This window comes from Oscillibacter sp. CU971 (genome assembly GCF_905219725.1).
Taxonomy (GTDB): Bacteria; Bacillota; Clostridia; order Oscillospirales; family Oscillospiraceae; genus Oscillibacter.
In genome coordinates, this window is the sequence record NZ_CAJMXG010000009.1 from 22,354 (window position 1) to 35,053 (window position 12,700).

The following is a 12,700-nucleotide window of genomic DNA, read 5'->3' on the forward strand; positions in this document are numbered from 1 at the left end:
TGCTGGAGGATGACCCTGAGTATTTTTACGAAGGGCGTTTCGCGGTCAACCAGTGGAAGTCGGACAAGGACTGGTCACACATCACCATCGACTATGATGTGGGGCCGTACAAGTGGTCGGTGCTGTCATCCATCGACGACTGGCTCTGGGACCCGTTCAACTTTCAAAATGGCGTTATCCGCGCCACGCTGTTCAAGAACATCTCTGTTACCACTGCGACATCTGTCAAGAGGTTGGATGCAAAGCTCTTTGGAAGAGCCCCAATCTGCCCCCGGTTCATTGTGCGGAGTACGGCTGGTCGGGGCGTTCACGCCCGCTTCGTCAACCCTAAGCTGGAACTCGATATTACGAAGCTTCTTCACGACGGAACGGTGCAGATTCCAGAGTTCGTTTTCTTCGGCGATATGGGAGCCGACATTTACTTTTGGTGCGACGCGGGCTCGGCGACGGTGTCGGTCGATTTTAGAGTAGGGAGGCTATGACTGATGTATTCCATTTATGCGGATGACGTCTGCATCTACAGCGACGTCTTTGCTCTGGAGAGCATGAAGGTTATAAGTCCCAAGCTGACATTGGAGGACAACGCCGCCGGGTCCCTGACCATGAAGCTGCCCCAGAAGAATGTAGGCTACGGGAGCATTGCCCGCATGACCACGGATATTTCCGTTCAGAAGGACGGGGTAGAGATCTGGGCCGGGCGGGTGCTTTCGGAGAGCATGGACTTTTACAACAACCGGGACCTCTACTGCGAGGGGGAACTGGCCTATTTCAATGATAGCACCCAGCCTCCAGCGGAGTTTTCAGGTCAGAGTATCCGAGCCTATCTGGAAGAGCTGATTCGGGTCCACAATTCCAAGGTTGGGGCTAACCGGCAGTTCTCTATCGGCGCGGTTACGATGGTGGACGAGAATTTTCCCACTTGCTACACCAACAACGACAACACCTTAGCGATACTTAACGCCCTGATCGAGAAGTACGGCGGTCATATGCGGGTAAGGAAGGTCGACGGGGTCCGGTATCTGGACTATCTGGCTGAATACCCTGACACATGTAGCCAGGTCATCCAGTTTGGCTCCAATATGATCGACTTTACCAAGCAATGGGACTCTACGGAGTTCGCCACGGTCATTGTGCCTCTCGGCAACCGNTTGGACGACAGCCCCATCGAGGCACTGGACGCCTATCTGACGGTGGAAAGCGTGAACAACGGGAGTATGTATGTTAAGTCGGACGAGGCTTTCGCCGCCTATGGTTGGATCGAGAAGGTCGTCACCTGGGATGATGTGAGTAATCCGGTGGTGCTTCTGGAAAAGGCAAAGGCCTATTTGAGAGACCTCCAGTTTGACAACATGGAGTTAGAGTTGAGCGCCCTGGACCTTCACTATTTGGATGTGAGTATCGAGGCAGTGAAGCTGCTGGATGAGATTCGGGTTATCTCCAGGCCTCACGGACTGGATNGGATGTTTCCGGTGACCAAGCTGGAAATTCCGTTGGATAACCCGGATCAGACCCAATTCAAGCTAGGCACGACGGTGAAAACTAGCCTCAGCAGTGTGAACAATCAGACCAGTGCGGCCATTCTCCAGAAGATCGACGATCTTCCCAAGGCCCATTCCATCCTTAAAGAGGCCAAGGAGAACGCTACCCACATCATGAACATGGCTACCACCGGCTACATCACTATCACCAAGGACGACTACGGTTCGGAGACCCTTTATATTTCCAACATCCGGGACTACACCAAGGCGGACAAGCTCTGGAAGTGGAACATGAATGGTCTGGGGTATTCCAACGATGGCGGCAAGACCTTTGGGCTGGCCATCACTATGGACGGGTCCATTGTGGCTGACTACATTACTACTGGCGTGCTGAATGCCAATGTGATTCGGGCCGGCGTGCTCAAGGATTATGGCGGCAACTTCAGTCTGGATTTTACCACCGGAAAACTGACCATGAAAAAGGGCTCCATCAACATCGGGAACGGCAATTTTACCGTGGATGAAGAAGGGAACCTATACGCCAGACGAGGCACCTTTGCAGGGACTCTGTCCGGCGCAAAAGGAACGTTTGGCGGCCAGCTCGTGGCGGCCAGCGGGGACTTCAAGGGCGTTGTGCAGGCTTCCGATTTTCTGGATCGCTATGGAAACAGCATGATGACCGGGAGTAAGTTCTCCTCGGACTATCTCGACCTGTATGGGCTGACCATCCGGAACAAGAACACCGGCGCGATCACGTTCGCTGTCAGTCCCACAGGCGTTATCACCATCAACGGCAACATCACCATGGGCGCTGGCAGTTCTATCAACTGGGCGCAGGTGACCAATCAAAATCTGGACTACAACCCGGCTTATTCTCTTGCCTCGACGGCGAATGTCAAGGCGAACAATGCCAACTCGCTTGCCGCCGACGCTTATGACGCCGCCGATGCCGCTTATGCCAAAGCGAACCAGGCATACCGTCTGGCAGATTCTATCGAACTGCCCAGCTATATTCGGTCCACCTATATCGGGGCAACAACAATCAGATCTCCGGTTATCGAAGGCGGCGAATTTTATGGCAGTGAATTCAACGTCATTGCCGGAGGAGATGCAGGCAGTTTCAACTTGTATGGGCCGTATGGAAGCAGCCGTTATCATATGTTCTGCATTGAATATTACGATGCCGGCGTATGGGGGCCATATGTTTATATTTCCAGCCCGTGTGGCGGAACAATCTGCTTTAATGGCCGGGTTGAGTTTACCGGAAGCGTTGATTTTTCCAGCGCCAGAGTCGATGGTATTGATTCAGAATAGGAGAATAACTGTGAAGAAAAAATTCAAAAACGCTGAGATGGCCGTAATGCTGAACCAGCTCCGGCCGCTTCTGTCCCATCGGGACAAGATCGGGTATGTCGCCGCCCGAAACTTTCGTATCCTCGGCGAATGCCTTACCGAATACGAGACGTTTCGTAACAGCCTCATTGAAAAGTATGGCGAGGAGGTCAAGGGCGAGCACGGCCAGACTACCATCGGCATTAAGGTCGATTCCCCCAATTTCCAGAAGTTCTGCGACGAGATGGCTCCATTCAACAAGATGGAGCACGAGGTCGAGCTGATGACTGCCAAGTATGAGGCGGCTATCGGTTGTCTCTCCGGCGAGGAGATTCTGGCGGTCGACTGGATGCTGGAAGATTAGAGGTGATTTAGTTGGCGAATATTGCCACATTCCTGCAAAAAATTCTGGACGCCGTATATGGCGAAGAGGTGCGTGGCTCCATCCACGACGCTTTAGCCGCTATGAATATAGAGTCATCCGAGGCTATGCGGTTCGCGGCGACAGCCAAGGACTCTGCGGCCGCATCCGCTCTCGAAGCTAAGGCTTCAGCCGCCACGGCCGAGCAGAAGGCGACCGAAGTTTTGGACTCCGCCAGGGCCGCCAAGACCTCTGAGACAAACGCCAAAACTTCGGAGCTTAATGCGATCCAGCAGGCTTCTAACGCAGCAAATGCCGCCGCGGCAGCCAAGGCTTCGGAGACTGCTGCCGGTAATTCGGAAGTAGTCGCCACGCAAAAGGCTCAGGAGGCCGCCGATTCTCAGGCCGCTGCTGCCCAGAGCGAGGCTGAGGCAAAGGCCGCCGAGGAACGGATCAAGACGATTCGCTCTGACGTGNAGACCCTTGGCGCACAGGCCACAGCGGACAAGACAGCCGCAGAGACGGCCAAAACAGATGCGGAGGCAGCCCGTGATGCGGCTCTCATCAGTCAAAATGGAGCGAAAGACTCTGAGAACGCCGCCTTGGTAGCAAAAGCCGCCGCAGAGCTCGCCAAGAACGATGCTGAAGCGGCAAAGTTAGCCGCTCAGGCCGCCAAGACAGCCGCAGAGACGGCCAAAATAGATGCGGAGGCCGCCAAGGACAAGGCAAAGGAGTCTGAGGATTCTGCCGCCAAAAGCGCCCTTACCGCCCAGCAGTACAGCGGAAAACCTCCAAAACCCCAGGACGGAACCTGGTGGATCTGGGACGCCGAACAGCAGAAGTATCTGGACAGCGGCATTGCCTGCGACTTGGTTGGTCCCACCGGCAACGGTATCAAGGACATCAAGCTCACCAAGGGCGACCATACCCCCGGCACCACGGATATTTATACCGTGACCATGACGGACGGTTCGACCATGACCATTTCGGTCTACAATGGCCGGAACGGTACGGGAACCGGCGATGTGCTGGGTATCTCCTTTGATCTGGTGCTCCCCGTCTCCGGGTGGGCCAATGGAGAGATCACTGTCGCCGACAGNCACCTNTTGGCTCTTGCGACCCATAAGTACCTTGTGGACGCTGATGAAGCCAGCCGTGAGGAGTATCTGGAGTGCAACGTGCAGGCCAGGAACATCACCACGACTGGTTTTATTACGTTCAAAAATGACACCGACCCGACAATGGACCTGACGGTGAACGTTATCCGTCTGGAACTGTCGGCCAACGGCTCATAAGGGGGTGATAACTTTGGTGATCGAAATCAAAGACCAGTGGGCGATGCTGGTCAGGGACGATACCCTCCGGNAGAACTCCAATAAGTCATACGAGGTCGAGCTTGTCTTTGACGAAAGCTGGAACGGCTTCTCCAAGACCGCTATCTTTGAGGCGGGGCCTGTCAGCATCGTTGTCGTTCTGACAGAGGACCGCTGTACCATTCCGGCTGAGTGTCTGAAACACGGAAGTGTAAAGCTGAAGATCGGCGTATATGGGGTGAATGGCGAGGCTCGCAAAGCCACCGTCTGGTGTGAGACCAGCATGATTATTCCCGACGGGGGGCTTGGGCTTGGTTCTTCCTCTGGAACACCGCTGCCGGATGACATCTACTCTGAGATCATNGCGGCTATCGGAGATCTCTCTGCCGCCGGATTCGAGGGAAAAACTTTGGCTGAGATTTTCCGGGAGATCAAGAACAGTGCCTGTGAAACGGCCACGGACCCCGAGGTCAAGGACATGCTGGACGACACCTTTGGCTCTGCTCCGATCTTGCCGGATAACCCCGGCGGAGAGGAAAGCTCCAACAACACCGCCACTGACAAAGAAGTGGCAGACATTCTCGATGAGGTTTTCGGCAAANAGCCGCAACCAAATAATTTCAAGGAGGACTTGCATATGTCTAAGCACACTACCATNGACCAGCTCAAAATGCTGGCCCAGCGCACCAAGACTGAGCTGGCCGCTCTGGACGGGAAGATCGCCGACTATGGCCTGACCAAGCAGGAAACCGCCGAGGACGGCTATCTGGCCACCTATCAGCTCACCAAGAACGGTGCCCCCACCGGCGACAAGATCAACATCCCCAAGGACCTGCTGGTGAAGTCCGCCTCCGTCAAGGAGGTTGCCGAGACCGATCAGCCCTATGAGGGCGCTGCGGTCGGTGACAAGTACATCGACTTCGTCATCAACAGTGTGGAGGGCGATGCCAATGAGAGCCATGTCTATCTGGCTGTGAAGGACCTGGGCGGGAGTGTCACTGTGGAGACCGCTACCGACGCTGAGGTGGAGGCTATGCTGACCGAGGTCTTCGGTCCGGCCACCGAGCCCGATCCTGAGGAGCCCGTTGGACCCTAAGCATACTCTGAGCGGGGGATGGGATACGCCTGTCCCCCGTTCGTCTTTTGAAAGGACGGAAACGCATGGCAGAGAAACTGACCACGATTGACCAGCTTAAAAAGCTGGCGCTCAGGACCAAGGCTGATTCCGCTGCCCGTGTCTCCGAGTTGGCGGAGATGATCGCCGCCGGTCTGGAAGATGCGCAGATCGGCTTTACTGTCACTCTGCCGGCCGCCAACTGGAGCGGCAGAGCTCAGACGGTTCAGCATGAGTCTTTCCTGGCAGACAGCAATTACTGGTATCTTGTCTGCGGCGACGCCGACTGCTTCATCGAGTGCGGAGACACCGGCATCCGAGCGGACAACATCACAACCAACGGTGAGGCCACGTTCCACTGCGAGATCACGCCGGAGAACGACCTGACCGTGAATATTCTTCGACTGGAGGTCGTCGAGAAATGAGTAATCCCAACGAAGTCGGAAAGGTGTTCAATCTGACCGGCAGCGGCGGGGGCAGTGGTTCTCTCAAGCTGGAGAGCCTGGCTGTCAAGAAGCCGCCCAATAAGACAACCTATAAGTCCGGGGAGAGCTTCGACCCCACCGGAATGGTGGTGGAGGCGAGCTATGGCTTCGGCCTGACCTCGGAAGTGACCGGATATACCGTGACCCCCACTGTCTTGACGGACGGCGTCACCGAGGTCACCATCACCTATACGGAGGGCCGGGCCACAAAGACGGCCAGCACTCCTGTCACCGTGGAAAAGGTTCTGGTCTCCATCGAGGTCACCACCCCGCCCACCAAGACCGTCTATCAGTACCTNGAGAGCTTCGACCCGGCGGGCATGGTCGTGACCGCCCATTTTTCGGATAGCTCCACGGCTCCTGCCGCTGGATACACCCACTCCAGCGCCGCATTCTCCACTCTGGGCCAGCAGGCCGTCAGCCTGGATTACACCTACGAGGGCGTGACCAAGAGCACCAGCCTGAATGTGACAGTGAATGCCATCGAGGTGGCTGTTCCCACACAGAAGGACATCCCCGCTTATGACGGTGGCTCCAAGTCCCCCGCCTGGAACGGATATGACCCCGTCAAAATGGCCGTGTCCGGGACCATTGACGGGGTTAACGCCGGCACCTACACCGCCAAGTTTACGCTGGTCTATGGATATTTGTTCCCCAACGGCACCAGCGAAGCCACGGNGGACTGGATCATCAGCCGGGCGGTCATTCCGGCGCTGCCCACCCAGAGCAATGTTCTGGCGGCNGACGGCACGCCCAAGNCGCCCACCTGGGACGGCTACATCGTGGGTCAGCNCACTTTGGGCGGCGACCNGTTCGGCACCGAGGCCGGGGACTATACCGCCGAGTTCACCCCCACGGACAACNATCAGTGGTGGGACGNCACCACCGGCATGAAGACGGCCACTTGGACCATCACCAGCGTCATCGTGCCCATCCCGACGCAGAAGAATATCCCCACTTACACCGGGGCGGCCCAGACGCCGCAGTGGNACAACTTCGACGCCGATAACTGCACCGTCCAGGTGACGCCGGCTACGGACGCCGGNGAGCACTCTGCGGTATTCAGTCTGGTGCAGGGCATGTGGTCGGACGGCACCACAGCCAANAAGACCATCAAGTGGGTCATTGGCCGGGCCACCATCGCCAAGATTCCGGCTCAGAGCGGTATGCCGAAGTACGACGGCAACCCCAAGACTCCGACCTGGGACACCAACTATGACGCCACCAAGATGACGTTGAGTGTGGAGGCCAAGGTCAATGCCGGGACGGCCTATACGGCTTCGTTCACTCCGACCCCCAACTATCAGTGGCCGGATGGTACGATTGAAGCCAAGGTGGTCACCTGGGCCATTGGAAAGGGCGATAACGCCATTACGGTGAGCCCCACTTCGATTACGCTGAACACTGCTAACAAGAGCGGAAAGTTTACTGTCAGCCGGAAGGGCGACGGTACTATCACCGCCACCTCCAGCGACACCAAGATNGCTACCNTCGGCACCATCAACCAGACCACCGGTGAGGTAACTGTCAACAGCGTTGGCGATACTACCGGCACTGCGACCATTAAAGTCAAAGTTGCCGAGAGTGCCAACTACCTTGCCCCGGCGGATAAGGATGTTCCGGTCAAGGCACAATTCGTCACCATCTACGGCGTGGAATGGGATTGGACCAGCAGCGGCCCCACCAANGGCNCCCGCACCGANGCAGCGGCCNGGTTCAGCGATCCTAATCCGGCTGTGAACAACGGTAATGGATCCTCTCCCTTTGACAATCTGATGCCCTGGGCCGGCATGGTCAAGGAGACCCGTACCGGCGGCGTGATGGTCAAGGAGCCCAAGTATTGGTACAAGTGGACCAAGACGGGCAAGAANCTGAAGCTCCAGATTGCGGATGGTCCTGTTGAGGGATTCCATGTGGACCCGGTGAACATGGATCGCGGCGATGGTCTCGGCGAACTGAACTTCTCCTACATTGCCCGGTATCACTGCGCCTCCGGCACCTACAAGTCGGAGACCAACAAGGCGCAGCAGGTCAGTATCACCAGAAGTGCGGCTCGTACCAGTATCCATAATTTGGGGGCTAACATTTGGCAGATGGACTTCGCCCAAATGTGGTACGTTGGAATGTTGTTCCTGGTCGAGTTCGCTGACTGGAATGGTGAGCGTATTGGCCGGGGCTGTTCTGCCAGTGGTTCTAAGGAGAACAACGGTAAGACGGACGCTATGCAGTACCACACTGGCACTACGGCGGCTAACCGGGATACTTACGGTTATACCCAGTATCGCAACATTGAGGGCTGGTGGGACAATGTATATGACTGGATGGACGGCTGCTACTACAACAGCAACGGCCTGAACGTTATCAAGAACCCCAACCAGTTTAGCGATAGCGCCAATGGTACGCTGGTTGGTAAACCGGTGGCTGGTTATCCTTCCGACTTTACCATTCCGACCCAAAGCGGATTGGAATGGGCATTGTTCCCCAGCGCTGCGGCTGGAAGTACCACAAATTATGTCCCGGATCGCTGGGGTTTCGGCGGTAGTAGCCCGTGCCTGCGCCACGGCGGTAGCTATGGCCAGAGCCAGAGTCACGGGCCGTTCTGCGTCGACTACGGCGGTACGTCGTACACGTACACCAACATCGGCTGTCGCCTCCAGGAACGCCCGCCGAAGGCGGCGTNATTCCCCTGATAGAGGAAGGGGTTTGGGGTGAGGGGACCGCAGTCCCTTCCCCCAACTCTACGCCTTTGAACAATTCAAAATGGAGCTGAAACGCTCTTAAAAATCGCTTTTCTTTTGATAAAGGGAAGCGCGGGGTCAACTTTGCAGCAGACGATGTCCCGGATAACTGGAATTTCAACGGTAGTAACCCGTGCCTGCACCACGGCGGTAACTATAACCAGAACCAGAATCACGGGCCGTTCTACGTCAACTACAACGGTACGTCGAACACGAACACCAACATCGGCTGTCGCATCCTTGATAAGCCACAGGCTAAACCTCCTATAGGTAGTCAGGGTTCCTCACCCTTTCTATTACGCATCGTTGACCGCGCAGCACTGGCTGAAGATGAGCCGACAGGACACAGCTTAGTACACTTCGGGCCGGGTCTCGCCTCGGAACACCCCGCGGCGATGGAACAGTTGTGAGGCTACAAGGAGGAAAACATATCCCTGATGAAACGAGTTCGAGTTTACCAACAAATTCTCTCTGAGGAAAATCTGCGTCTTGCCATCCAGGAGGTCTGCCGCAGTCACCGGCGCAATGGCGACCACAGTCTGAACAAGAAGGTGCTGGAAATCGAGGCAAACCTGGACGACTATGTGAAGCTCCTTCACAAGTTCATCGAGGACCTGGTGAGCGGAGACGCCCATATGAACAAACCTATCAAGCGACGGCGCTGGGACCGGAACGGAGACAACGGGCGAGGGAAATGGCGAGACATCAACGAGCCCCTGTTATGGCCGGACCAGTGCGTCCATCACGCGGCCTTACAGGTCATGATTCCGCACATCATGCGGGGTATGGACCGTTACTGTATTGCAAGCGTTCAAGGCCGGGGCAACTCCTATGGCGTGAAGGCGCTGAAGAAGTGGATGGATGACGACCCCATTGGTACCAAATATGCCTTGGAGTGTGACATTTACCACTGCTTCGAGGAACTGGACCCGGCGTATGTCATCAATGCGCTGAAGCGGCTCTTCAAGGATCGGGAAACCCTTTGGCTGTGTGACGCCATGATGGAGTACGGCGTGCTGATCGGCGCATTCTTCTCCGCATGGTTCCTGCACCTTACAATCCAGCCGTTAGACCTGATGATTCACGACAAGAAGTATGGCGTGAGTCACTATTTGCGGCAGATGGACAACTTTACCATCTTCGGTTCCAACAAGCGAAAGCTGAGGAAGCTGTTGGAGGACATGAAGGTCTGGCTGGCCGCAGTCGGATTGAAGCTGAAGGGAAACTGGCAGATCTTCCGGGTGGGCTTCACACCTCTGGTTGCTAAAGCCCATGAGATGCTGCCCGAGAAAAAAGCAGCGGCATCGCCGGCCAAGAATGCCATCCGCTCTTGGTTATCGGTTTGGTCGCGGGTACACGATTCTTCGGAAACATAATCTGTTCCGGCTGAAACAATCGCTGCATCTGTACTACTATCGACGAGATCGGAACCGGGTCATCTCATTCAAGAGAGCATCCGGCTTGATTTCGCGGCTTGGGCAGCTTCGCAAATGCAACAGCCAACAGATACTGGAGCGGTACTACCAACCGAAGACGATGTTCGATTTGAAGAAGGTCGTCCGAAAGGAATGCAGGCGGCTTCAAGCATTATATCCGCCTTATGTGGCGGCATAAAGGAGTGATACCATGAAAGTACATGGGATGGTAGATCCCGGCAGTTTTACCGTGGAACAGATCCCCGGGACAAACAGGAGTCTCGTGCGGCTTTTCCAGAATGTGGAGCCCTACCATGAGGAGAATTTCGACGGGTTCCAGTACGACGAGTACCATGTCGAGATTGAGACTTGGGACGGCATTGCCGCAAATGTGCAGGACAACTACGACGAGTTCCTGAAGAAGGGAATGGACAATGAAGTCGACCGCAGCAATGAGGCGCTGTTCCAAGCACAGCAGAAGACGGACATCGCTGTTCAGGACATGGATGGCATGAGCGTCGACCACGAGTATCGGCTGACCCTGCTGGAGCTGGGCCTGTCTGAGACTGATATTTGAGGAAGGGAGGATTAGACCATGTTGTATCGTACTCTGAAGCGCATGATCGAGCGCGGCCAGACCGATGGTATCGAGACCAAGCTGGACATCTTCTACGCTGCCGGCAAGATCTCCGAGGCCGAGTATTCCGAGCTGATCGGGATGCTGAGCAAGTAATCCAACAGGAGGAAATGAATTTTGACTATCCAAGAGCTTTTAGCTGGCGGGGGCGGTCTGGTTCTGCTCCTTTTGACGCTGGTGCAAATTGCCCCCGTCAAAATCAACCCTTGGTCGGCACTGGCAAAAACCGTTGGTAAAGCAGTTAATGCGGACATATCCAGCCGACTTGATGGTATTGAGGCTAAGCTGGACGGTCACATCACCATGGATGACCGCCGGACTGCTGACAGCCGACGTGCCCAGATCCTGCATTTCAACAACGAACTGCTGCGACCTATTAACCACACCAAAGAGGAGTTTGTTGAGGTGCTGGCTAAAATCGACGACTACGAGCGGTACTGCGAGGAACATCCGGAGTATCCAAACAACCGGGCGGTTCTCGCCATCGAAAACATCCGGGAGGTCTATAAGGAACGCTTGAAGAAGCGGGACTTCCTTCAGGAGAGTCACGCCAAGGATGAAGAGGAGGGCGACGTATGCTGAACATCAAAGCAAAGGAAGTCGCGCCCATTGTGGAGCAGCCTGCTGATATTTCTGAGGACTGGCCGGAGGACGTCGTTGAAGAACCCGCCCTCGACCTCTCTGAACCGAGCAAAAAGAAAGCGACCACTATGAAAATTATCGTGTGGGTCTGCCTGCTTAACGGTATTGCCTGGGTGTGGTGCAGCTACATCCTCGCATGGATGGGCAAGGAGCAGATTGCCGAGAGTTTATCTCAGGTGGCGCTTACCGAGATCATCGGCGTTGTGCTGGTGTACGCCATCAAGTCTGCCGTCGAGAACCTGAGCAAGAACAATTCATGGCCGGATAAACATGGCTCTGCTCCGCCTGATGGGGTCGGATAACATAAGGAGGAATCAAAAATGGAAAGTGTTCTGAACTGGTCCATGGTCATCAGCGTCATCGGTGTGCTGGTGGTGGTGACCAACATCGTCGTCCAGGTGCTGAAGAAGGTCACCTGGGACAAGCTGCCGACCAACATTCTGGCGGTCGCCGTCTCGATGGTACTCACGCTGGTGGCGTTCTTCGCCTACTGTCAGATCAAGGCTATCGCGGTGGTGTGGTATATGGTGGCCGCCGCGGTCGTGCTGGGGTTCATGGTAGCGTATGCAGCCATGTTTGGTTATGACAAGCTCATGGAGGCTATCGGCAGGACCGGCAAACAGTAATTAGAAGCGGAAAAAGGTGTAGGAGTGTCGTTTATTCCTTGACTACTCCTACACCTTGACCGTTTAGGCCTTGGAAATACGGGACTTTATGCTTCTACAATATTATTTTTTTCGATATGAATCCGAGTTTTTCTATTTTTACACAAATGGCACTAGCAGCATCTAATCGTTTAATGCTCCCTGTTATGGCAGACGATTCATCCAGGCGAGCAATTCAGAATGCATTTTCTCTCATTTATGGGTTTAAATTACCTCACCCGATTTATCAAGATTTTGCTTTTTCGTCTAGACTTAAAAAAGCGGGAAAAGAGCTACCCAAAGTGCATACCATTATGAAAAATCGCCTCACGCAATACATGGGTGCTGCTTCTGCATATGGTGCTGTACTTAGAACAATAGATTCTGTCGTGAATGGGCTTATAGAAGATCAAGAAACTCGAAATATTTTTTCAACCGAGACACAAGACTTGTTTAAAGAGATTAGAGATTTTCAGACAACAGGTGTAGTTTCTATTGCAAGAGGATGTCCGTTTTTCAAATTAGAAAGTTATACCTATAC

Annotated in this window: 11 protein-coding genes; all 11 read left to right on the forward strand. The window is 54.9% G+C overall.

Annotation, left to right across the window (positions count from 1 at the left end; all coding sequences use genetic code 11):
- The first annotated feature begins 485 nt into the window (after positions 1–485).
- A complete protein-coding gene (locus JX325_RS01645) occupies positions 486–2,792 on the forward strand; it encodes a phage tail protein (protein ID WP_204789441.1) in 2,307 nt (768 codons plus the stop codon).
- A gap of 10 nt (positions 2,793–2,802) precedes the next feature.
- Complete coding sequence (locus JX325_RS01650) at positions 2,803–3,174, forward strand: hypothetical protein (protein WP_204789442.1); 372 nt, start codon at positions 2,803–2,805, stop codon at positions 3,172–3,174.
- Between the two features lie 2,471 nt (positions 3,175–5,645).
- The gene (locus JX325_RS01655) at positions 5,646–6,023 is read left to right on the forward strand and encodes a hypothetical protein (protein ID WP_204789443.1); all 378 of its coding nucleotides are present in this window, start codon (positions 5,646–5,648) and stop codon (positions 6,021–6,023) included.
- Positions 6,020–8,773 carry a bacterial Ig-like domain-containing protein gene (locus JX325_RS01660; RefSeq protein WP_204789444.1) on the forward strand — a complete coding sequence of 918 codons (2,754 nt, stop codon included), beginning with the start codon at positions 6,020–6,022 and terminating at the stop codon, positions 8,771–8,773. Before JX325_RS01655 ends, JX325_RS01660 begins: the two co-directional genes overlap by 4 nt.
- A gap of 485 nt (positions 8,774–9,258) precedes the next feature.
- A complete protein-coding gene (locus JX325_RS01665) occupies positions 9,259–10,197 on the forward strand; it encodes a hypothetical protein (RefSeq protein WP_204789445.1) in 939 nt (312 codons plus the stop codon).
- A 250-nt stretch (positions 10,198–10,447) separates the two neighbouring features.
- A complete protein-coding gene (locus tag JX325_RS01670; protein WP_204789446.1) occupies positions 10,448–10,813 on the forward strand; it encodes a hypothetical protein in 366 nt (121 codons plus the stop codon).
- 18 nt (positions 10,814–10,831) lie between these two features.
- On the forward strand, positions 10,832–10,969 hold the full coding sequence (locus JX325_RS01675; protein ID WP_204789447.1) for a hypothetical protein: 138 nt from the start codon (positions 10,832–10,834) through the stop codon (positions 10,967–10,969).
- A gap of 21 nt (positions 10,970–10,990) precedes the next feature.
- On the forward strand, positions 10,991–11,455 hold the full coding sequence (locus tag JX325_RS01680; protein WP_204789448.1) for a hypothetical protein: 465 nt from the start codon (positions 10,991–10,993) through the stop codon (positions 11,453–11,455).
- Positions 11,449–11,817, forward strand: coding sequence for a hypothetical protein (locus tag JX325_RS01685; RefSeq protein WP_204789449.1), 369 nt, complete (start codon positions 11,449–11,451; stop codon positions 11,815–11,817). Before JX325_RS01680 ends, JX325_RS01685 begins: the two co-directional genes overlap by 7 nt.
- 18 nt (positions 11,818–11,835) lie before the next feature.
- The gene (locus tag JX325_RS01690; RefSeq protein ID WP_204789450.1) at positions 11,836–12,141 is read left to right on the forward strand and encodes a hypothetical protein; all 306 of its coding nucleotides are present in this window, start codon (positions 11,836–11,838) and stop codon (positions 12,139–12,141) included.
- 116 nt (positions 12,142–12,257) lie between these two features.
- Positions 12,258–12,700, forward strand: a 443-nt coding sequence (locus tag JX325_RS01695; protein WP_374220573.1) for a hypothetical protein, incomplete at its 3' end; no start/stop codon positions are given.